We start from the raw sequence: 22,033 nt of genomic DNA, 5'->3' as shown, positions 1-22,033 counted from the left end.
GCAGCAACGGCCGCGGGGTGTGCGGTCCCGGTCTCGGCCGAAGGTCGAGGAGCCGGGGCAGTCAGGGCAGAGAGCTCCGGTTCCTCCGTCCGTCCTCCTGTGCGGGGAGGGCGGAAGTTCTTGTCAATTGTGGACTAGACCACTGTGCGTGTCCATGCGTTGGAGCCTGTTGGTTGTTGTTATTTCCCGACCGGCTCTCGGACTACGCGGACGCCCGGGCATCCTCCACGCAGCCTAACCCGTGTGGGTTCCTGTGCGGGGCCAGTTGGCCATGCAATTTCGGTTCAGTGCGTCTGGGTCACCTTCGCCAGGGCGCGGGGAGCGTCCGGGTCCTGGCCGCGGGCGATGGTGACCTCGTAGGCGAGGAGCTGGAGGGGGATGATCTCCAGGATCGGCTGGACCTCCTCGGCGACGCCCCCGGTGGGCAGGACGAACCCCGCCGAGGCCCGCTCCACCTGTTCCCGCGGCCCGACCACGAACAGGTCGGCGCCCCGGCCGCGCAGCCGGTCCAGGACCGGCTGGAGGGCCTCGCCGCCCTTGCCGTCGGTGACCACCGCGATGACCGGGGAGACGTTGTCGACCATGGCGAGCGGCCCGTGCAACAGGTCGGCGCCGGAGTAGGAGAGGGCGGGGATGTAGCTGGTCTCCATCAGCTTGAGGGCGGCCTCCTTGGCCGTGGGGTAGCCGTAGCCGCGGGAGGTGATGACCATGCGCTCGGCGAAGCGGTAGCGGGCGGCCAGGGCGCGCACCTCGTCCTGCCGGGCGAGGAGCTGCTCGGCGAGGTCCGGGAGCGCCTTCGCGGCTCCGCCGTCGCCGCCGCGCAGGCCTTCGACGAAGAGGTAGAGCGCGAGGAGGGAGGCCGTGTACGTCTTGGTCGCGGGGAGGGCCTTCTCCGGTCCGGCCATGATGTCGAGGTGGTACTCGGAGACGCCGGCCAGCGGTGAGTCGGGGTTGTTGGTGACGGCGAGGGTGATCGCGCCGGCCTCCCGGGCGGCACGGGTCGAGGCCACCAGGTCCGGGGAGCCGCCGGACTGGCTGACGGTGATCACCAGGACGTCGGTGAGATCGGGGCGGGCGCCGTAAGCCGTGGTGGTGGACATCGAGGCGAGCCCGCAGGGCAGGCCGAGACGGATCTCGAGGAGGTACTTGGCGTAGAGGGCGGCGTTGTCGGAGGTGCCACGGGCGGTCAGCAGGACGAAGCGAGGGTTACGGGCGGCGATCTCCTGGGCCACCTGCCGGATCACCGGGCCGCCCTCGTCCAGGATCCGCCGCAGGACGGCGGGCTGCTCGGCCATCTCGCGGGCCATGATCCGGCCCGGGACGTCGCTCTGGGGGTCCGGTGCGGTGGCGGTCATGGTGGGCTCCTCCTGGTTCGGGCTGCGGTGCGGTACCCATTGCACTCCCCCGGGCCCCATGGTGCCCGTCGAGCGTGAACGGCGTGCGCACGGGGAGCCTCGAGGGCCGGTCCACCCTGGGCCGGGCGGTCCTGCTCTGTTAGATTGACACCCACAGATTGGTCTAAACCACATAGCGCTTCAGATCGGCAGGCCCAGCGTGGAAGTTGTCATCGTTCCGGACGCCAAGTCGGGCGGCGAGCTCGTCGCCGAGGCCATGGCGCGGCTGCTCAGGCGCAAGCCGGACGCACTGCTCGGGGTGGCCACGGGGTCCACGCCGCTGCCGGTCTACGAGGCGCTGGCGGCACATGTCCACGCCGGGGACGTGGACGTCTCGCGGGCTCGCATAGCGCAGCTCGACGAGTACGTGGGGCTGCCGGCCGAGCACCCGGAGTCGTACCGCTCCGTGCTGCGGCGCGAGGTGCTGGAGCCGCTCGGCATCGGCATGGACGCGTTCATGGGGCCCGACGGGACCGCTCAGGACGTGCAGGGGGCGTGCGAGGCGTACGACAGGGCGCTCGCGGAGGCGGGGGGCGTGGACCTGCAGTTGCTCGGGATCGGGACCGACGGGCACATCGGGTTCAACGAGCCGTGCTCCTCGCTGGTCTCGCGGACGCGGATCAAGACGCTGACGGAACAGACCCGGGTGGACAACGCGCGGTTCTTCGACGGTGACGTCGACGCGGTGCCGCATCATGTGATCACGCAGGGGATCGGGACGATTCTCGAGGCGCGGCATGTGGTGTTGCTGGCGACGGGGGAAGCCAAGGCTGACGCTGTTGCCGCGAGTGTGGAGGGGGCCGTTGCTGCAATGTGCCCGGCGTCGGCGTTGCAACTGCATCCGCATGCGACGGTCGTTGTTGATGAGGGTGCGGCTTCCAAGCTGAAGTTGGCTGACTACTTTCGGCACACGTTTGCCAGCAAGCCGGATTGGCAGGGGATCTAGAGGGTTCGTCGCGGGGTGCGGGTAGTGGGGGTTGATCGCGCCCACGCGGCGGAGCCGCACATCGATACAGCCCCGCGCCCCTAAAACAACCTTGTAGGCGCCGGTCCTTGAAAAGGGCCGGCGCCTTCGACTCGAACAACCCCTGGCTACTCCCCAGCGATGATCTCCGCCGCCGCTCGGCCGCAGACGCGGGCCGCTCCGTGGGTGGCGATGTGGAGGGCGCCTCGGGGTGGGGACTGGGGGAGGCCCATTTCGACCACGATGGTGTCGGGGCGGGTGCGCAGGACCGTGTCCAGGGCCCTGGCCATCCAGGGGTGGCGGTGTTCGTCGCGGACCACGGCGACGATACGGCGGGGGCCCGCCGCGGCGAGGGCGGCCAGACCCGCGTGCTCGTCGGTGAAGGTGCCGGTCTCGGTGCCGGGGAGCAGGCGGGAGAGTTCCGCCGCGACGCCCCAGGGGGTCTCGTCGCCGACGGCGATGTTCGCGACGGGGGTGAGGGCGGCGACGTAGGGCGGCTCGGTCAGGGGGGTGAAGGGCTGGGCGGCGGTCGTCCTCACCGCTCGGCGGGCCGCGCGCAGGCCCACCTCCTCGTCGGCCGGCGTCTCCGCGTCGGAGGCGCCCGCCGCGGCCGTCCAGCGGGCCAGGGCACGCACCCGCTGCGCCGCGTCCGCCAGGCGTTCCTCGGGGAGTTCGCCGGCGCGGACCGCCGAGACCAGGGCGTCGCGCAGCCGCCGTACCGTCTCGTCGTCGGCCAGACCGCCGCCCACGCAGATGGCGTCCGCGCCGGAGGCGATGGCCAGGACGCTGCCGCGTTCGATGCCGTAGGTCGCCGCGATGGCCTGCATCTCCATGCCGTCGGTGACGATCAGGCCGTCGTAGCCGAGTTCGCCGCGCAGCAGGTCGGTGAGGACCCTGCGGGAGAGGGTGGCCGGGTGGTCCGCCTCCAGGGCGGGGATCAGGATGTGCGCGGTCATGATCGCCCGGGTGCCGGCGGCGATGGCCGCGCGGAAGGGAGCGAGTTCGCGGGAGGACAGGGTCTCGGCGGGTACGTCGACGCGCGGCAGGGAGTGGTGGGAGTCGACGGCCGTGTCGCCGTGGCCCGGGAAGTGCTTGGTGCAGGCCGCCACTCCGGCGGACTGGAGGCCGGTGACGTAGGCCGCCGTGTGCCGGGCGACCAGGTCGGTGTCGGGGCCGAAGGAGCGGACGCCGATGACCGGGTTCGCGGGGTTGGAGTTGATGTCGGCGGAGGGGGCCCAGTTGAGGTTCACTCCGCAGACGGCGAGGCGGCGGCCCAGTTCGGCGGCCACCTGCCTGGTCAGCTCCACGTCGTCCACCGCGCCCAGCGCGTTGTTGCCGGGGAAGGAGGAGCCGGTGCGCACCTCCAGGCGGGTGACGTCACCGCCCTCCTCGTCGATGGCGACGAGGACGTCGTCGCGTTCGGCGCGCAACTGTGCGGTCAGAGCCGCCAGTTGTTCGGGGGACGCGATGTTGCGGCCGAAGAGGCCGACCGAGGCGAGGCCCTGCCCGAGGCGGCGCAGCAGCCAGTCGGGGGCGGTGGTGCCGGTGAAGCCGGGTTGCAGGACCGTGAGGGCGTCGCGGGTCAGGGTGTCTGTTCCGCTGGCGATTGTCGTCATCGGGGGGCGTTATCCCTTCACGGCGCCCGCGGTCAGGCCCGCGGCCATCTTGCGCTGGACGAGGAGGAAGAGGGCGACGATGGGCACGGCCATCATGGTGGCGCCGGCCATCATCGGGGCGTATTCGGTGCCGTGTTTGGTGGTGAAGTTGCCGAGCCAGACGGTCGCGGTCTGGTGCTGCTGGCTGAGCAGCATGAGGGCGTAGATGTACTCGTTCCAGGCCTGGATGAAGGCGTAGACCGAGGTCGCGACCATGCCGGGGGCCAGCAGCGGGAAGACCACGCGGACGAAGGCGCCGGTGCGGGAGCAGCCGTCGACCATCGCCGCCTCCTCCAGTTCCCGAGGGATGTTGACGATGAAGCCGCGCAGCGTCCACACCGTGAAGGGGAGGATGAAGGTCAGGTACGTGATGATCAGGCCGGAGAGTTTGTCGTACTGCTGCAGGTCGTTGAGGAGCAGGAAGACCGGGATGATCATGGCGACCAGCGGGACCATCTGGACGGCGAGGATGCCGACGATGACGACCTTGCGGCCGCGGAAGGCGAACCGGGAGATGGCGAGCGCCGCCAGCAGACCGACCACGATGCCGATCACCACGACCGCCAGGGAGACGATCAGGCTGCGGCCGACCGGGCCCCAGAAGTCCGCGATGGCCAGCGCACGGCGGAAGTTGTCCAGCGTGAAGCCGGTCGGGAAGAGGCTCGGGTTGGGGTCGATGGTGTCCTTGGCCGGTTTGATGGCCGTGTTGAGCATCCAGTAGACGGGGAAGCCGGCCGTGAGGAAGACGAGGAGACCGAGGAGGTTCCAGCCGACCTTGGACTTCCGGGGCTTCCGCCCCGTGGTGATCGCGCTCACTCCACCTCTCCGATCTTCAGCATCTGGCGCATGTACACGGCGACCACGCCCAGCAGCAACAGCACGGTGACCAGGGCGATCGCCGAGCCCTGCGCGTAGTCGTTGACCTGGAAGGCGCGGTCGTAGGAGTAGGTGGTCAGGAGCTGGAACTCGTCCTCCGGGTGGCCGCCGCGCATCACGAACACCTGCGGGAAGACGCCCATGTCCCAGATGACCGACAGGGTCGTGAGCATCACGATGATCGGCTTGAGGATGGGCAGGGTGACGTACCGGAAGACGCCCCACGCGCCCGCTCCGTCCAGCCGGGCCGCCTCCTCCAACTCGGCCGGGACCTGGGTGAGTCCGGCACTGAGCGTGATGACGACGAAGGGGACCGCGCCCCACACCACCAGCAGCATGATGACGGCCAGGCCCTGCGGGCCGCTCGCGAACCAGTTGTGACCGATCAGCTGGACCCCGGGCAGCTTGCTGAGCAGCGCGTTGAGGATGCCGTAGTCGCTGTCGAACAGCCACTTGAAGACGGTCGTGGCGACGATGATCGGCATGCCCCAGCTGGCCACCAGCACGATGTTGACCAGCGTCTTCACCCAGCCGGAGACCCGCTGCAGCAGCAGCGCGACCAGCATGCCGAGGACCATCGTGAAGATGACCGAGCCGGCGGCGAAGAGGATCGTGCGCAGCACGACCTGCCAGAACTGGCTGTCGCTCAGCACCCCGCTGAAGTTGGCGAACCCGACCCACTCGGCCGGCTGGAAGCCCCACAGCTGGGACTGCCCGAACTTCTGGAAGGACAGGGTGACCAGGCGGACCAGCGGATAGCCCATGACCAGGCCGAGGATCAGCAGACAGGGGGCGAGCAGCAGCCACGGTGTGGCGGCGCCGCCCGAAGTGCGGCCTCTGCGTGGCGGGTTCGGGGCGGACGGTGGTGACGGCGGCGCCTGCCGCGGCGGCGGCACCTTGGCAGGGGTGGTGGTGTCTGCGGCACTCATCGCGCGCTCCTCAGCGGTCCCTCAGGTCGTACGTCGTACGGTCGTACGAGAAGCAGGGCCCCCGCCCCGAACTGCCCCCGGGGTCGAAAGGGCCCTGCTCTCAGGTCACTTGGTGTTGATGACCTTGTCGATCGCGGCGTCGGCGGCCTTCGCCGCGGCCTCGACCGACTGCTTGCCGGTGCCGATGTTCTGCAGCATGGTCTGCAGCACCTGGGCCTTCTCGACCTGGCCCCAGCCGGGCGCCATCGGGACGAACCAGTTGGACTCGGCCGCGGTGGCCGGGACCGCCGTCGCGGGGTCGCTCTTCAGGGTCGCGAGGTCGGTCTTGTTGTTCGGCAGGTTGCCCTTCGCCATCAGGCCCTTCTGACCGGAGGAGCCGGTGAAGGCGTTGATCCACTCGGCGGCGAGGGCCTGCGCCTTCGACTTGACCGGGACGGCGAGGTCCGAACCGCCCAGGAACACGGGGAGGTTCTTGCCGGACGGACCCGGCATCACGAAGTTAACGAGGTTGTTCTTGAGCTTGCCGGTCTTGTCGTTCTTCGGGTCGGCGGAGGTCGCGCCCTCCCAGGCGGCACCGAAGATCATGCCGGACTTGCCCTGGCCGTAGACGATGTAACGGTCGGACTCGTCCTTGGTCTTGTCACCGTGCATGTACTTGTCGATGACGTTCTTGAACTCGGTGAGTCCCTTGATGGACTCCGGCGAGGAGAGGTTGCCCTTCCACTGGCCGCCGGCCTGCGTGGCGATGGAGCCGCCGGCGTCGTAGACGAAGGACATGGCCGCGTACCAGTCGCGGGTGGGCTGGTACCAGGCGGAGAACTTGTCGCCCTCCTTCGCCTGCACCTTGTCGAGGTCGGCGGTGAGCTCGGCGTAGGTCTTCGGCGTGGACTTGACGCCCACCGAGGCGAAGACGTCCTTGCGCCAGTTGCCGACGCGGCCGCCCGCGTAGTATGGGACGCCGTAGGTCTTGCCGTCGTAGGTCACCGAGGCCTTGAGGCCGTCCAGCCAGGCGGAGGAGTTGGTGAACTTGGCCGGGTCAACAGGGGCGAAGGCGCCCTTGACCATGTAGCCGAGCATCTCGGTGTTGCCCATCTCGACCACGTCCGGCACCTTGTCGGTGGCGAGGACGGCGTCGAGCTTGGTGTTCTTGTCCGGCCAGCCGTAGTACTCGTGGTTGATCTTGAGGCCCGGGTGCGCCTTCTCGACCGCCGCGTCCGCGGCCTTCACCAGGTTCGGCCAGTTGTTCTGGGCGTCGACGGTGAGCCAGACGGTCAGCTCCTTGGCGTCGGCACCGGAAGTCGAGCTCTTGCTGCCGCTGCCCCCACACGCAGCGACCGAGACCATCATGCCCGCGATACCGATCGCGGCTGCCAGCTTGCGCTTCACGCCACCCTCCTCAGGGATGCCCACACCTCCCCGCCCCACGCCGGGACCTGAACCAATGGTGTAGACCAGTAGGTCGGAGCTTGGACCAGACCACGGAGCCTGTCAAGAGTGCTCGAAAAGGCTCTGACCAGCCGTTATGCGACCTACATATGCAGGAACCTTTAAGTAAGAAGCCAGCGAAATCAGCGGCGCCGGAGTAGTCTCGTCCGCTAGACCACTTGGCCTCTGTGGACTAGACCAAAACTGGCGGCGACGGTATACAGAAGGGATCACGACGTGATCCGCGTCCGGAGCCGGGAAGGCAGAGAATGAGTACCGACGTCAGCAGTGCGGAGAACGAGGGTGGGGCGAATGTCCGTACCGCGCGCGTGCCCAAGTACTACCGCCTGAAGAAGCACCTGCTCGACATGACGGAGACGCAGTCGCCCGGCACCCCGGTACCGCCCGAGCGCACGCTCGCCGCCGAGTTCGACACCTCGCGCACCACCGTGCGACAGGCCCTGCAGGAGCTGGTGGTCGAGGGGCGGCTGGAGCGGATCCAGGGCAAGGGCACGTTCGTCGCGAAGCCCAAGGTCTCGCAGGCGCTCCAACTCACCTCCTACACCGAGGACATGCGCGCGCAGGGCCTGGAGCCCACCTCGCAGCTGCTGGACATCGGCTACATCACCGCCGACGACCGCCTCGCCGAGCTGCTGGACATCACCGCCGGCGGCCGGGTGCTGCGCATCGAACGCCTGCGCATGGCCAACGCCGAGCCGATGGCCATCGAGACCACCCACCTCAGCGCCAAGCGCTTCCCCGCCCTGCGCAGGTCGCTGGTCAAGTACACGTCCCTGTACACGGCGTTGGCCGAGGTGTACGACGTCCACCTCGCCGAGGCCGAGGAGACCATCGAGACCTCGCTGGCCACCCCGCGCGAGGCCGGCCTGCTCGGCACCGACGTGGGTCTGCCGATGCTGATGCTCTCCCGCCACTCGCTGGACCGGGAGGGACAGCCGGTGGAGTGGGTGCGGTCGGTGTACCGGGGCGACAGGTACAAGTTCGTGGCGAGGCTGAAGAGGCCGGTCGACTGAGGCGGGCGGGGGCGGCGATTCCACCGCCCCCGCGGTCTTCACGGAATCGACATACCGATATCCCGATGGGGTCTTCCACTGCCACGACGCCGTGACCTACATTGCCTGCGCATTACACAGACGTGATCACAGGTGATCGTGAGGGGACGGAGCCGCCGTATGTCCGAAGTACCCGAAGTGAGACCACCGGTGGTGACCCCACTCCGCGTGATCATCGCCGTCTGCCTGGTCGCGCCCTTCGTGGCGATGCTGTGGGTCGGTTCCTACACCAGGACGACCCCCACCTTCATCGGCATCCCGTTCTTCTACTGGTACCAGATGCTCTGGGTGCTGATCTCCACGGCGCTGACGATGACCGCGTACAAGCTGTGGCAGCGTGACCAGCGTGCCCGCAAGGGAGGTGAGGGCAGGTGAAGAACGGCGTGAACGGCGTCGCACTCGGCGTCTTCATCTTCTTCTTCGTGGCCGTGACGGTCATGGGCTTCGTCGCCGCGCGCTGGCGCAGGGCCGAGAACGAGCACTCCCTCGACGAATGGGGCCTGGGCGGACGGTCGTTCGGCACCTGGATCACCTGGTTCCTGCTCGGCGGCGACCTGTACACGGCGTACACCTTCGTCGCCGTGCCGGCGGCGATCTACGCGGCGGGCGCGGCGGGCTTCTTCGCGGTGCCGTACACCATCCTGGTCTATCCGCTGATCTTCACGTTCCTGCCCCGCCTGTGGTCGGTCTCGCACCGCCACGGATACGTGACGACCTCGGACTTCGTGCGCGGGCGCTTCGGCTCCAAGGGGCTGTCCCTGGCGGTGGCGCTGACCGGCATCCTCGCGACGATGCCGTACATCGCGCTCCAACTGGTCGGCATCCAGGCCGTCCTCGACGTGATGGGCGTGGGCGGCGGCGAGAACACCAACTGGTTCGTGAAGGACCTGCCGCTGCTGATCGCCTTCGGCGTCCTCGCGGCCTACACCTACTCCTCCGGCCTGCGGGCCCCCGCGCTGATAGCGTTCGTGAAGGACACGCTGATCTACATCGTCATCGCGGTGGCGATCATCTACATCCCGATCAAGCTGGGCGGCTTCGACGACATCTTCGCCAAGGCGAGCCACGCCTTCGCCCAGACCAACAAGGCGACCGGGAAGCCACGCGGGGCGCTGGTCCCGGGCGAGGCCTCCCAGTGGACGTACGCCACGCTCGCGTTGGGCTCCGCGCTCGCGCTGTTCATGTACCCGCACTCGGTCACCGCGACGCTCTCCTCGAAGAACCGTGAGGTGATCCGCCGCAACACCACGATCCTGCCGCTGTACTCGCTGATGCTCGGCCTGCTGGCGCTGCTGGGCTTCATGGCGATCGCGGCCGGAGTCAAGGTCACCAACGGCCAGTTGGCGATCCCGCAGCTCTTCGAGGACATGTTCCCGAGCTGGTTCGCGGGTGTCGCCTTCGCGGCGATCGGCATCGGCGCGCTGGTGCCGGCGGCGATCATGTCCATCGCGGCCGCGAACCTGTTCACCCGCAACATCTACAAGGACTTCATCAAGCCCGACGCGACACCGGAGCAGGAGACCAGGGTCTCCAAGCTGGTCTCGCTCCTGGTGAAGGTCGGCGCCCTGGTCTTCGTCCTGACCATGGACAAGACGGTCGCGATCAACTTCCAGCTGCTGGGCGGCATCTGGATCCTGCAGACCTTCCCCGCCCTGGTCGGCGGCCTGTTCACCCGCTGGTTCCACCGCTGGGCACTGCTCGCCGGCTGGGCGGTCGGCATGGTCTACGGCACGGTCGCCGCGTACGGCGTGGCCTCCCCGACCCAGGCCCACTTCGGCGGCTCGTCGAAGGAGATCCCGGGCATCGGCGAGATCGGCTACATCGGCCTCACGGCGTTCGTCCTGAACGTGGTGGTGACGGTGGTCCTCACCTTCGTCCTGAAGGCCGCGAAGGCCCCCGAGGGCATCGACGAAACCAGCCCGGAGGACTACACGGCGGACGCGGGAGACCCGGGGGTGGAGGTGGAACTTCCGCCAGCGACTGCAGGAAGCGCCCACTGAAACGCTTTTAGGGGCGCGAGGCTGTATCAATATGCGGCTCCGCCGCGTGGGCGCGACCAGCCACACACAATCCGCAGCGGGCCACCGAGAGAACGACCCTCGGCGGCCCGCTCTTTTGTGCCCGAGACACGGCAACACAACATCTAGGGGTGCCGCCAGAACACGACACAACATGTATGCTCAACCTCGCTGTCGCCGCAGGGGAATCCGGTGCGAATCCGGAACTGTCCCGCAACGGTGAACTCGTGCACGCCCGTGCACGACCCAGTCCGAGGACCTGCCGACAGCGCACCCGGCCACCCCGGCCCGGGTGCCGACGTCCGGGCCTCGTGGAATGGGCCGGTGGACGCGACGCTGCGCGCGTCCGTGCTGCCCCCTGCCCGCAAGGCCCCGTGCCGAGCGAGGGAGAGCCCCACGTGACCATCGCGCCAGCCGACCCGGCTTCAGCGACCGAGCCGGAGACCGACGGCCACGGTGCCGCACTGTTGCGCACCCTGACCGAGCTGACCGCCGACCTCCCCGACGCCGACCCCGGCCGGATCGCCGCCGCCGCCCTGCGCGGCCGGTCCGCGCATGCGGACGAGACGGAGTTGCGCGAGCTGGCCACGGAGGCGGCGGCCGGCCTCATCTCCGAGGACCCGGCGTACAGCAGGCTGGCGGCCCGGCTCCTCACCCTCGGCATCGCCGCCGAGGCCGGCTCGCAGGGCGTCACGTCGTTCACGGAGTCCGTCGCCGTCGGCCACCGCGAGGGGCTCATCGCCGACCGCACGGCGGAGTTCGTACGGCTGCACGCCCACCGCCTCGACCCGCTGATCGACCCGCACGCCGACGACCGCTTCGGCTACTTCGGGCTCCGCACGCTCCACAGCCGCTATCTCCTGCGCCATCCGATCACCCGCAAGGTCATCGAGACACCCCAGCACTTCATGCTGCGCGTGGCGTGCGGTCTCGCCGATGGGGGTGCCCCCTGTGGGGGAAACACCATCCGCGCCCTGGACGAAGTCGCCGCCCTCTACGGCCTGATGAGCCGCCTCGACTACCTGCCCTCCTCCCCCACCCTGTTCAACTCCGGCACCCGGCACCCCCAGATGTCGTCCTGCTACCTCCTCGACTCCCCGAAGGACGAGCTGGACTCCATCTACGACCGCTACCACCAGGTCGCCCGTCTCTCCAAGCACGCCGGCGGCATCGGCATCGCCTACTCCCGTGTCCGCGCCCGGGGTTCGCTGATCCGGGGCACCAACGGCCTCTCGAACGGCATCGTCCCGTTCCTGAAGACCCTCGACGCCTCGGTGGCGGCCGTGAACCAGGGCGGCCGGCGCAAGGGTGCCGCCGCCGTCTACCTGGAGACCTGGCACGCGGACATCGAGGAGTTCCTGGAGCTGCGCGACAACACCGGTGAGGACGCCCGCCGCACGCACAACCTCAACCTCGCGCACTGGATCCCGGACGAGTTCATGCGCCGGGTCGACGCCGACGGGCCGTGGTCCCTCTTCTCCCCCGCCGACGTGCCGGAGCTGGTCGACCTGTGGGGCGAGGAGTTCGACGCGGCCTACCGGCGGGCGGAGGCGGCGGGGCTGGCCCGCAGGACCCTGCCGGCCCGTGACCTGTACGGCCGGATGATGCGCACCCTCGCGCAGACCGGCAACGGCTGGATGACGTTCAAGGACGCCGCGAACCGCACCGCGAACCAGACGGCGACCCCCGGTCACGTCGTCCACTCCTCCAACCTGTGCACGGAGATCCTGGAGGTCACCGACGACGGTGAGACCGCGGTCTGCAACCTGGGTTCACTGAACCTGGCAGCCTTCGTGGCCGGCGACGAGCTGGACTGGGAGCGGCTGGACGAGACGGTCCGCACGGCCGTCACCTTCCTCGACCGTGTGGTCGACATCAACTTCTACCCGACCGAGGAGGCGGGCCGCTCCAACGCCATGTGGCGTCCGGTGGGACTCGGCGCGATGGGCCTCCAGGACGTCTTCTTCAAGCTGCGCCTGCCCTTCGACTCGCCGGAGGCCCAGCGGCTGTCGACCCGTATCGCCGAGCGCGTCATGCTCGCCGCGTACGAGGCCTCCGCGGACCTGGCCGAGCGTGACGGGCCGCTGCCTGCCTGGGAGAAGACCCGTACCGCTCAGGGTGTCCTGCACCCCGACCACTACGCGACGGACCGCGCCTGGCCGGAACGCTGGGCCGCGCTGCACGAGCGCGTCGCCGCCGTCGGGCTGCGCAACTCCCTTCTCCTCGCGATCGCGCCGACCGCGACCATCGCGTCGATCGCGGGCGTGTACGAGTGCATCGAGCCGCAGGTGTCGAACCTCTTCAAGCGCGAAACGCTGTCCGGCGAGTTCCTGCAGGTCAACTCCTACCTGGTGCGGGAGCTGAAGGACCTCGGCGTCTGGGACGCCCGCACCCGGGAGGCGCTGCGTGAGGCGGGCGGCTCGGTGCAGGACTTCGCGTGGATCCCCGAGGAGGTACGGCGCCTGTACCGCACGGCGTGGGAGATCCCGCAGCGCGCGCTGATCGACATGGCGGCGGCGCGCACGCCCTACCTGGACCAGTCCCAGTCCCTGAACCTCTTCCTGGAGACCCCGACCATCGGAAAGCTCTCGTCGATGTACGCGTACGCCTGGAAGCGGGGCCTGAAGACGACGTACTACCTCCGCTCGCGTCCGGCGACCCGCATCGCCCGAGCGGCCCGGGCCACCGTCCCCGTACCGCGGGTGGCCGACCCCGACGCGGTCGCCTGCTCCCTTGAGAACCCCGAGTCCTGCGAGGCCTGCCAGTGATGCCCAGCACCCGAAACCTGCTCGACCCCGGCTTCGAGCTCACCCTGCGTCCCATGCGCTACCCCGACTTCTACGAGCGCTACCGGGACGCCATCAAGAACACCTGGACGGTGGAGGAGGTCGACCTCCACTCGGACGTGGCCGACCTCGCGAAGCTGACGCCGGCCGAGCAGCACCTCATCGGCCGTCTGGTCGCCTTCTTCGCGACCGGTGACTCGATCGTGGCGAACAACCTCGTGCTCACGCTCTACAAGCACATCAACTCCCCCGAAGCGCGGCTGTACCTGTCGCGCCAGCTCTTCGAGGAGGCCGTCCACGTCCAGTTCTACCTGACGCTTCTGGACACCTACCTCCCCGACCCAGAGGACAGGAACGCCGCGTTCGCGGCCGTCGAGAACATCCCCTCCATCCGTGAGAAGGCGGAGTTCTGCTTCCGGTGGATGGACTCGGTGGAGAAGCTGGACCGCCTGGGGTCCAAGGCCGACCGCCGCCGCTTCCTGCTCAACCTGATCTGCTTCGCCGCCTGCATCGAGGGCCTGTTCTTCTACGGCGCCTTCGCGTACGTGTACTGGTTCCGCGGCCGGGGGCTGCTGCACGGCCTGGCGACCGGCACGAACTGGGTCTTCCGCGACGAGACCATGCACATGTCGTTCGCCTTCGACGTGGTCGACACCGTCCGCAAGGAGGAGCCGGACCTGTTCGACGACGAACTCGGCCGGCAGGTCACGGACATGCTGCGCGAGGCCGTGGCGGCGGAGCTCCAGTTCGCGCGGGACCTGTGCGGTGACGGGCTTCCCGGCATGAACACCGACTCGATGCGCCAGTACCTCGAGTGCGTCGCCGACCAACGCCTCACCCGCCTCGGCTTCCCGCCGGTGTACGGCTCCGAGAACCCCTTCTCCTTCATGGAGTTGCAGGGCGTGCAGGAACTGACCAACTTCTTCGAGCGCCGCCCGTCGGCGTACCAGGTCGCGGTGGAGGGCACGGTCGGATTCGACGAGGACTTCTGACCGTCGTCGCCTGTGACGGAGGTGCCGGCGCGCACCGCAGGGCTGGAGCTGCCCAGGTGGCATCTGACGGCCGGGAGCCTGTTCCAGACCGTCTGGAAACGTCGTCACCGGTCGGCCGCCCACCCACGGCATCAGGCGACGTCTTCCGCATCGACGCCGGTGACCTGTCCTGGGAAGCCGAGGACGCCGTCGTCCGTGCTCGCGTGCCGCGCGCCGTCTACGAGACCAAGTCCGCACGCCGGCGGGAGCAGTGGCCGGAGCTGACCGTGTTGGACTGGCCATAGGGGCTCCATCCGCCGGCCATGGAGTCCCTATGGACCGGCAAAGTTCTTCCTGCGCATCTGTTCGGTTCAGCTACGCCCCGGCTACGTTCCTGCCGTCCTGTCATGTCACCCACAACATCACCACATCAGCGTCACAGGACGATCCATGTGAGCTCAATGTGTCATGCCCATGACGGAACGCGCACCGCCGCCGCTACGCGCGTCACAGGCCTGCCACCCGCGTCGAGAACCCCACTCCAACGACGGAGGCAGTACCCCCATGCGTGAGAAGTCCCGCCGGAGTCTGCGAAGACTCCTGACCGCCGCCATACCCGCCCTCGCCCTCGGTGTGGCGGGCTTCGTCGCCGCGCCGACGACCCAGGCCCAGACCCAGGCCACGACTCCCGCCGCGACCAGTTCCGCCACCTCCAAGGTGGCGCAGAACGCCAAGGCGCTCACCTCCCCCGCCCGGCAGACGTTCCACGTCACCGGCAAGGCGGGCCAGAAGGTGCCGACCGAGCACCTGTGCGCCACCGCCGCCCCCGGTCACGCGTCCTGCTTCGCCCAGCGCCGTACGGACATCAGGCAGCGGCTGGCCTCCGCGGTCGCCGCCGCCACACCCTCCGGCCTGAGCCCGGCCAACCTGCACAGCGCCTACAACCTGCCCTCGACGGGCGGTTCCGGTCTGACGGTCGCCGTGGTCGACGCCTACAACGACCCGAACGCGGCCTCCGACCTGGCCACCTACCGCTCGACCTACGGCCTGTCCGCCTGCACGGTCGCCAGCGGCTGCTTCAAGCAGGTCAGCCAGACCGGTTCGACGACCTCGCTGCCGAGCAACGACACCGGCTGGGCCGGTGAAGAGGCCCTGGACATCGACATGGTCAGCGCGGTCTGCCCGAACTGCAACATCATCCTCGTCGAGGCCAACTCCGCCACCGACGCCGACCTCGGCGCCGCCGAGAACGAGGCCGTCGCGCTCGGCGCGAAGTTCGTCTCCAACAGCTGGGGCGGCTCCGAGTCCTCGGCGCAGACCAGCGAGGACACCTCGTACTTCAAGCACCCGGGTGTCGCCATCACCGTCTCCGCCGGCGACTCCGCCTACGGCGCCGAGTACCCGGCGACCTCCCAGTACGTGACGGCAGTCGGCGGCACCGCCCTGTCCACGTCCTCCAACTCCCGCGGCTGGACCGAGTCCGTGTGGAAGACCAGCTCCACCGAGGGCACCGGCTCCGGCTGCTCGGCGTACGACCCGAAGCCGAGCTGGCAGACCGACAGCGGCTGCAGCACCCGTATGGAGGCCGACGTCTCCGCGGTCGCCGACCCGGCCACCGGTGTGGCGGTGTACGACACCTACGGCGGCTCCGGCTGGGCGGTCTACGGCGGCACCAGCGCCTCGTCGCCGATCATCGCCGGCGTGTACGCGCTGGCCGGCACCCCCGGCTCCGGTGACTACCCGGCGAAGTACCCCTACAGCCACACCGGCAACCTGTACGACGTGACCAGCGGCAACAACGGCTCCTGCTCCCCGGCGTACTTCTGCACCGCCCAGAGCGGCTACGACGGCCCGACCGGCTGGGGCACGCCCAACGGCACCACCGCCTTCACGGCCGGCAGCGCCTCCGGCAACACGGTGTCCGTCACCAACCCGGGCAGCCAGTCGACGACCACCGGCAGCTCGGTCAGCCTGCAGATCAAGGCGAGCGACAGCGCGGGGGCGGCCCTGACCTACAGCGCGAGCGGCCTGCCGACCGGGCTGTCGATCAGCAGCTCCACCGGCCTGATCTCCGGTACGGCGTCCACCGCGGGCACCTACCAGGTCACCGTCACCGCCAAGGACTCCACCGGCGCCTCCGGCTCGGCCTCCTTCTCCTGGACGGTCGGTTCCGGCGGGAGCGGCGGCTGCACCTCCTCGCAGCTGCTGGGCAACCCCGGCTTCGAGTCGGGCAACACCACCTGGGCCGCGTCCAGCGGTGTGATCACCAACTCCACCAGCGAGAGCGCCCACGGCGGCTCCTACTACGCCTGGCTGGACGGGTACGGCTCCAGCCACACCGACACGCTGTCCCAGTCGGTGACCATCCCGAGCGGCTGCAAGGCCACGTTCACCTTCTACCTGCACATCGACACCGCCGAGACCGGCAGCACCGCGTACGACAAGCTGACGGTCAGCGCCGGTTCGACCACCCTGGCGACGTACTCGAACGTCAACGCCGCCTCGGGCTACGTGCAGAAGTCCTTCGACCTGAGCTCCTACGCGGGCTCGACCGTCACCCTGAAGTTCAGCGGTGTCGAGGACTCCTCGCTCCAGACCAGCTTCGTCGTCGACGACACCGCCGTCACCACGAGCTGAGCACGGCATGACCCCGGGCCCCGGCCGCCGCCTTCGCGGCCGGGGCTCCGGCGTTTCCCGGCGCGGGTTCCGGCGTGGATCCCGTTGTGTGGGTGACACGTCAAAGGGGAGAGGAGGCCCCCATGCGTCGATCGATCCCCCACACGACCCTCGCCGTCGCCGCGATCGCCCTCGTCCTCGCCGGCTGCGGCGGCCGAAGCGGCAGTGGCACGGGCGCGAGCGGCACCGTGTCCTCGTCCCCCACCAGCACCCGCACGACCTCCCCCACCCCTACGACGAGTCCCCCGGGGTGCACGGCGGCGACCACGCTCGGCGCCCGCGACAGCGGCCGAACCGTGTGCCTGGCCGTCGGTGACACGCTCCGGATCACCCTCGACGGGACGGCCAAGCGGCCCTGGAAGCCGGTCACCGCGAAGGGATCCGGACTGCAGGCCACCAACAGCGGCTTCGTCCTGCAGCCCGGCGACGCGAGTGCCGCCTTCAAGGCCGTGCGGGACGGCAGGACCCGGCTGGAGTCCACGCGGCCGCTGTGCGCCACGCAACCCGGCCGGGTCTCGTGCCTGGGGATTCAGGAGTGGTGGGTCACCGTGGTGGTGAAGTAGCGCTGCCGGTGGGCGGGGCGTTCCCGTGTCCCCAGGCCTTCGGTCTCCCGGCGGGCACGTTCGGCCTCGCGGATCTGGCGGTCCATGCGACGGTCGTGGGCGATGCCGCTCAGGGCCGGGAGGGCGAGCAGGACGAGGAGAGCGAGAACGGTCAGCATGCCGATCAGTCCTTCGATGTGTGCCGTATCCATGGACACCACTGTCGCGCCGGTAGCTGCTTACCAACAGTGGCAGCACTGCCGTAGACCCTCGAAATGCTGCCAAGGGCGGTGCATACTGGGGACATGCTGCAGAATGTGGCCGCCGTCCTGCTGGACGGCGTGAACCCCTTCGAACTGGCCGTCGTGTGCGAGGTGTTCGGCACCGACCGCAGCGACGACGGGCTGCCGGTGTACGACTTCGCGGTCGCCTCCGCCGAAGGGCCGGTGCTGAGCACCCGCGCGGGCTTCTCCCTGCAGGTCGCCCACGGCCTGGAGCGGCTGGAGGAGGCCGACCTGATCGCCGTGCCGGCCGGTGCCTGCTACGAGACGCGGGAGTTCCCGCCCGAGCTGCTCGAGGCCCTGCGGCGCGGGGTCGACCGGGGCGCGCGGGTGCTCAGCGTCTGTTCCGGCGTCTTCGTGCTCGCCGCCGCCGGGCTGTTGGACGGCCGGCGCTGCACGGTGCACTGGCACCATGCGGACGAGCTGGCGCGGGCCTACCCGAGGCTGACCGTCGAGCCCGACGTCCTGTACGTGGACGAGGACCCGGTGATCACCTCCGCCGGCACGGCCGCCGGCATCGACGCCTGTCTGCACATCGTGCGCAAGGAGCAGGGGCCGGAGGTCGCCAACAAGATCGCCCGGCGCATGGTGGTGCCGCCGCACCGGGACGGCGGGCAGGCGCAGTACATCGAGAGGCCGCTGCCCACGAACTCCTGCGACACCGTGGGCGAGGTGCTGGTGTGGATGGAGCGCCATCTGGACCAGGAGGTCACGGTGGAGCAGCTGGCCCAGCGCGCGCACATGTCGCCGCGCACCTTCGCCCGCCGCTTCCAGCAGGAGACGGGGACGACTCCCTACCGCTGGATCCTGCGCCAGCGCGTGCTGCAGGCCCAGCGGTTGCTGGAGGCGACGGACGAGACGGTGGACGCGATCGCCTGGCGGACGGGTTTCGGCAACGCGGCCGCGCTGCGCCACCAGTTCGTCCAGTCGGTCGGGACCACCCCGAACGCCTACCGGCGCACGTTCAGGGGGCCCGAGCAGGCCGCCTGACGCTCACCTCGGCACCGGCCGCAGCCTGAGCCGCCGTGGGCGCAGGGTGATGCCGATGCGGGGCCTGGCGTCGGAGCCGGGCGCGTGCTCGAAGGCGAAGGCGCGGGCCGCCGCCGCGGTGAGCAGCGTCAGCTCGGCCATCGAGAAGTGGTCGGCCGGGCACTTGCGGTTGCCGACGCTGAACGGGCTCATCGCGTACTTCGGCACCTCGGCCGACCGCCCGGGCAGCCAGCGGTCGGGGTCGAACTCCTCGTGCCGCTCGAAGGAACGCGGGTCACGCTGGATCGCGTAGGGGCTGTAGACGATGTCGGCGCCGGCGGGAATGCGGTATCCGCCGAGCTCGGTGTCGGTCACCGCGCGCCGGGTCAATATCCACACGGACGGATACAGGCGCATTGTCTCGACGACCACATTCGCGGTGTACGTCAGCTTCCGCACGTCCTCGAATGCGACCGGCCCCTCGCCAGCGACCGTATTCACCTCGGCCCGGATCTTGTCCGCCAGGTCGGGGTGCTCGGTGAGCACCAGGAGCAGTGAGATGAGCACCGATCCGACGGATTCACCGCCGGCGGTGAGCATGGCGACGACCTGGTCGTGGATCTCCTGCTCCCCGATGGGGTCGCCATTCTCGTCGGTCGCCGCCAGCAAAGCCGTCAGCAAATCGTCCGGCTTTTGACCGGATGCCCGTCGGTCGGCGACGATCTCGTCCACCAGGAGGTGCAGATCGGCCAGTGCCCGGTTGAATTCGCGGTTGGCCGGAAGCGGCAGCCGATAAAGCGGCCCGAGGGGTACCACCATGCGTTGGTACATACCCCTGAACAGGGTGGTGAGCGCGGCACTGACCCGTTCCGCCCGCGCGTCCGTGCAGCTGCCGTGCATCAGGCAGCCCACCGCGATGCGGACGACCGCCCGGAAGGCCTCCGTGGTCGCGTCGATGGTCCCGGCCGCCCGCCAGCGTGCCATCAGCGCGGCGGCCTCCTGCTCCATGACCGGCCCGTACGCGGCGATCGCGCCCGGCCGGAAGGCGGGCTGAATGACGCGCCGCTGGCGCCGGTGCAGCGGACCGTTCGAGGTGGCCACACCCTCCTTGCCGAGCAGGCTCTCCAGGGACTCCCACAGCGGCCCGGCGATGATGTAGTCGGGGCTGAGGGCGATGGCGCCGGTGAGTTCGGGGGCGGTGACGGCATACACCGTCTTGGGGCCGAGGCGCAGCCGTACGACCTCGCCGCGGTCGCGCAGCCGGACCAGGAAGGCCAGCGGGTCGCGGGCCAGTTTCCAGCCGTGGCCGAGCAGGACGACCCCGCCCTCGGCGAGCGGCGGTTCGTGCGGCGCCCCGGGCCCTTTCGCATATATCTGCGGTTCTGGTTCGACGGACTCGACGGTCATTTCTCACCTGCCGCTTCGTTGTTGACGTACGGGGGCGTGGACCGGTCGTCCCAGCTGTCGACCATGTACCGGCCGGACTCGTGATGGAACCAGTAGACGGTGCTGAACCAGTTCCGCATATTGCTGACGCAGACCCTCGCGGCAGCACTCAGTTCTTTTCCGTGTACGGTACCGTCGGCCAGCGAGTCGGCCAGCAGCACAGCGCCGCGTTCCGCCACCAGGAATTCACACACACAGTTCTCGACGCGTCGCCTGACTTCGGCTACGGCTTCTTCCAGAGTCAGTCCCTCGTGTGTGATGAGACTGATTCCGAGATTGTGCACCTCGTCGCCCGCGATTTCCTTCGGGAGCGAGCACAGGTCGTTGTACCAGGCGGCGAATTCCTGACTCAGCAGTGCCGCCCGCCGATAGGCCGGGTGTTTCCGCACCCGGTCCGGAAGTTCGACTCCCGCACTCGCCTCCAACAGGTCGGTCCAGATCCAGTGCGCGAAAGTGAGCCGGCGCAGCCGCAGGTACTCCTCGACGGTGGGGACGGTGCCCTCGGTGCGGTTGCGGAACTCCTCGTCGTACGCCTCGATCACGGCGTGGAAGTGCCGGGCGAAGCGCGCGTTCCAGGTGCCCGGCAGGAACGAGTACAGGCGCACCATGCTGTCCGCGAACCCCGCGACCAGCGGATCCCGGTGGTGCAGGTGCTCCTCGGGGGCGTCCAGGGCCGCGTGCAACCGGAACCTGAGCCGCCGCCAGGACTCGGGCCGCCGGTGGACGATGTCGCGGTCGTGCCGGTCGTCCCAGACGAAGAACCACGCGCTGTAGTCGGCTATCGCCTGCAGGACCTCGTCCGGGGCGCCCAGGTAGTACCCCGCCATGAGGTCGGTGTAGCAAAGTCGATCGGCATATTCCTCCACCTTGTCCGCCGGCATGAGCCGTTTTTCGAGGAGCCAGGTGCGGGTCTTCTCCTGGAGCCGAGGCCAATACGGGTGCAGTTGCCGGGGAAACGCGGCCTCGATCACCGGGAGGGAGAGCGACGGTGGGACCGCGATCGCGGTCACAGTCGATGTGGTGCTGTGTGGGAAAGCAGGCACGAACAAACCCCTCTCAGCCGCCAGTTGACGCCCACCCCTCCCGCCGTGCCGGGTGTGCGCCGTTGCGTATCCCCGCGCTTCCATTCAGCACCACAACTGACGGATCTGGGAACGGATTTGCTCCATTCATTGCCCCCGGATGCCGAGAATCTCCCCTTGTGTGACTGATTATGGAGCGCTACGAGCCCCGCATACGATCGAACGTGCGACGGACAGACGAACGGCGCCTGGTCAGGGAGGTGAACCTGAACAGGCGCCGTGCGCAAGGGGGTTGGGAGTACTCCCGATGATCGTGAGGTGTCAGTCGTTGGCGACCACGGGGTAGCGGGGCTCGTTCTCGGCCATCTGGCGCAGCGCCTCCTTGCGCTCGCGCTTGGAGAGCCGGTCGATGTAGAGATAGCCGTAGAGGTGGTCGGTCTCGTGCTGCAAACACCGAGCGAAGTAGCCGGTGCCGCGGACCTTGATCGGGTTGCCCTTCTCGTCCTGGCCGGTCACCTCGGCGTAGTCCGGGCGGGCGAGCGGCGCGTACGCGGTCGGCACGGACAGGCAGCCCTCGTTGCTGTCGTCCAGACGGCGCTTGTCGGCGGGCAGGTCGACCAGCTTGGGGTTGCAGACCACACCGACGTGCCGGAGGCCCTCGTCGTCCCCGCAGTCGTAGACGAAGACCTTCAGGTCGACGCCGATCTGGTTGGCGGCCAGGCCCACGCCCTCGGCGGTGCGCTGGCTGGCGAACATGTCCGCGACCAACTGCTGGAGCTCGTCGCCGAAGTCGGTGACGTCCTTGCACTCCTTGTGGAGCACCGGGTTCCCGACGACGGTGATCGGCCGCGAGGTCCCGGCCTCACGCCACGCCTGCTCCCGCTCCTCGGCCTCCCCGGTGTCGATGACGAAGCCCTCGTCGTCCACGGGAAGCACGCCCGCGTGCTGCTGATCGGTGTCCTGCTGCGCCATGACCGACGTATGCCTTCCTAGAAAACAGGGGGAT

Annotated in this window: 18 protein-coding genes, 1 pseudogene and 1 riboswitch; of the genes and pseudogenes, 10 read left to right on the top strand and 9 right to left on the bottom strand. The window is 69.2% G+C overall.

Annotation, left to right across the window (positions count from 1 at the left end):
• Window positions 1–284: 284 nt before the first annotated feature.
• Window positions 285–1,355, bottom strand: coding sequence for an SIS domain-containing protein (locus ACIRVK_RS01485; protein ID WP_404242764.1), 1,071 nt, complete (start codon window positions 1,353–1,355; stop codon window positions 285–287).
• A gap of 199 nt (window positions 1,356–1,554) precedes the next feature.
• On the opposite strand from ACIRVK_RS01485, the gene nagB reads away from it, so the two are divergent.
• Window positions 1,555–2,340 (top strand): glucosamine-6-phosphate deaminase, encoded by a 786-nt coding sequence (nagB, locus tag ACIRVK_RS01480; RefSeq protein ID WP_404242762.1) that lies wholly within the window; start codon window positions 1,555–1,557, stop codon window positions 2,338–2,340.
• Between the two features lie 146 nt (window positions 2,341–2,486).
• Here nagB and ACIRVK_RS01475 read toward each other — a convergent pair whose 3' ends face one another.
• The 4 genes from ACIRVK_RS01475 to ACIRVK_RS01460 form a co-directional block, all read right to left on the bottom strand.
• On the bottom strand, window positions 2,487–3,974 hold the full coding sequence (locus ACIRVK_RS01475) for a glycoside hydrolase family 3 protein (RefSeq protein WP_404242760.1): 1,488 nt from the start codon (window positions 3,972–3,974) through the stop codon (window positions 2,487–2,489).
• 9 nt (window positions 3,975–3,983) lie between these two features.
• Entirely contained in the window at window positions 3,984–4,829 is an 846-nt protein-coding gene (locus ACIRVK_RS01470) for a carbohydrate ABC transporter permease (RefSeq protein WP_404242758.1), read from the bottom strand.
• The gene (locus ACIRVK_RS01465) at window positions 4,826–5,818 is read right to left on the bottom strand and encodes a carbohydrate ABC transporter permease (protein WP_404242756.1); all 993 of its coding nucleotides are present in this window, start codon (window positions 5,816–5,818) and stop codon (window positions 4,826–4,828) included. Before ACIRVK_RS01465 ends, ACIRVK_RS01470 begins: the two co-directional genes overlap by 4 nt.
• Window positions 5,819–5,923: 105 nt before the next feature.
• The gene (locus tag ACIRVK_RS01460; RefSeq protein ID WP_404242754.1) at window positions 5,924–7,204 is read right to left on the bottom strand and encodes an extracellular solute-binding protein; all 1,281 of its coding nucleotides are present in this window, start codon (window positions 7,202–7,204) and stop codon (window positions 5,924–5,926) included.
• A gap of 308 nt (window positions 7,205–7,512) precedes the next feature.
• Here ACIRVK_RS01460 and ACIRVK_RS01455 point away from each other — a divergent pair, with 308 nt between their 5' ends.
• From ACIRVK_RS01455 to ACIRVK_RS01420, 8 genes and pseudogenes are all read left to right on the top strand, one after another.
• On the top strand, window positions 7,513–8,277 hold the full coding sequence (locus ACIRVK_RS01455) for a GntR family transcriptional regulator (RefSeq protein WP_404242752.1): 765 nt from the start codon (window positions 7,513–7,515) through the stop codon (window positions 8,275–8,277).
• 159 nt (window positions 8,278–8,436) lie between these two features.
• A complete protein-coding gene (locus tag ACIRVK_RS01450; RefSeq protein ID WP_404242750.1) occupies window positions 8,437–8,691 on the top strand; it encodes a DUF3311 domain-containing protein in 255 nt (84 codons plus the stop codon).
• On the top strand, window positions 8,688–10,316 hold the full coding sequence (gene mctP / locus ACIRVK_RS01445; protein ID WP_404242747.1) for a monocarboxylate uptake permease MctP: 1,629 nt from the start codon (window positions 8,688–8,690) through the stop codon (window positions 10,314–10,316). The genes ACIRVK_RS01450 and mctP overlap by 4 nt, the downstream gene beginning before the upstream one ends.
• A gap of 159 nt (window positions 10,317–10,475) precedes the next feature.
• A riboswitch (cobalamin riboswitch) is annotated at window positions 10,476–10,616 on the top strand.
• Between the two features lie 116 nt (window positions 10,617–10,732).
• Window positions 10,733–13,102 (top strand): ribonucleoside-diphosphate reductase subunit alpha, encoded by a 2,370-nt coding sequence (locus ACIRVK_RS01440; RefSeq protein ID WP_404242745.1) that lies wholly within the window; start codon window positions 10,733–10,735, stop codon window positions 13,100–13,102.
• A complete protein-coding gene (locus ACIRVK_RS01435) occupies window positions 13,102–14,112 on the top strand; it encodes a ribonucleotide-diphosphate reductase subunit beta (protein WP_404242743.1) in 1,011 nt (336 codons plus the stop codon). The genes ACIRVK_RS01440 and ACIRVK_RS01435 overlap by 1 nt, the downstream gene beginning before the upstream one ends.
• Before the next feature lie 18 nt (window positions 14,113–14,130).
• Window positions 14,131–14,396, top strand: a pseudogene (locus ACIRVK_RS01430) (nucleotidyltransferase family protein); the annotation flags it as partial.
• Window positions 14,397–14,655: 259 nt separating this feature from the next.
• Window positions 14,656–16,728 (top strand): putative Ig domain-containing protein, encoded by a 2,073-nt coding sequence (locus tag ACIRVK_RS01425; protein ID WP_404242741.1) that lies wholly within the window; start codon window positions 14,656–14,658, stop codon window positions 16,726–16,728.
• Between the two features lie 122 nt (window positions 16,729–16,850).
• Window positions 16,851–17,330: a hypothetical protein gene (locus ACIRVK_RS01420; RefSeq protein WP_404242739.1), complete on the top strand. Its 480-nt coding sequence runs from the start codon at window positions 16,851–16,853 to the stop codon at window positions 17,328–17,330.
• Here the strand turns inward: ACIRVK_RS01420 and ACIRVK_RS01415 are convergent.
• The gene (locus ACIRVK_RS01415) at window positions 17,297–17,521 is read right to left on the bottom strand and encodes a hypothetical protein (RefSeq protein WP_404242737.1); all 225 of its coding nucleotides are present in this window, start codon (window positions 17,519–17,521) and stop codon (window positions 17,297–17,299) included. The genes ACIRVK_RS01420 and ACIRVK_RS01415 overlap by 34 nt on opposite strands.
• 93 nt (window positions 17,522–17,614) lie before the next feature.
• On the opposite strand from ACIRVK_RS01415, the gene ACIRVK_RS01410 reads away from it, so the two are divergent.
• Entirely contained in the window at window positions 17,615–18,580 is a 966-nt protein-coding gene (locus tag ACIRVK_RS01410) for a GlxA family transcriptional regulator (protein WP_404242735.1), read from the top strand.
• Window positions 18,581–18,583: 3 nt separating this feature from the next.
• Here the strand turns inward: ACIRVK_RS01410 and ACIRVK_RS01405 are convergent, their stop codons facing one another.
• The 3 genes from ACIRVK_RS01405 to def all read right to left on the bottom strand — a co-directional run bounded on the left by ACIRVK_RS01405 (window position 18,584) and on the right by def (window position 21,999).
• Window positions 18,584–19,966 carry a cytochrome P450 gene (locus ACIRVK_RS01405; RefSeq protein ID WP_404242733.1) on the bottom strand — a complete coding sequence of 461 codons (1,383 nt, stop codon included), beginning with the start codon at window positions 19,964–19,966 and terminating at the stop codon, window positions 18,584–18,586.
• Window positions 19,963–21,048: an epi-isozizaene synthase gene (gene cyc1, locus ACIRVK_RS01400; protein WP_404242731.1), complete on the bottom strand. Its 1,086-nt coding sequence runs from the start codon at window positions 21,046–21,048 to the stop codon at window positions 19,963–19,965. The genes ACIRVK_RS01405 and cyc1 overlap by 4 nt, the downstream gene beginning before the upstream one ends.
• A 300-nt stretch (window positions 21,049–21,348) precedes the next feature.
• On the bottom strand, window positions 21,349–21,999 hold the full coding sequence (gene def, locus ACIRVK_RS01395) for a peptide deformylase (protein WP_404242729.1): 651 nt from the start codon (window positions 21,997–21,999) through the stop codon (window positions 21,349–21,351).
• Window positions 22,000–22,033: the final 34 nt, after the last annotated feature.

This window comes from Streptomyces sp. NPDC101152, assembly GCF_044768275.1.
Taxonomy (GTDB): Bacteria; Actinomycetota; Actinomycetes; order Streptomycetales; family Streptomycetaceae; genus Streptomyces.
This window is presented reverse-complemented; position numbering and strand designations above follow the sequence as displayed.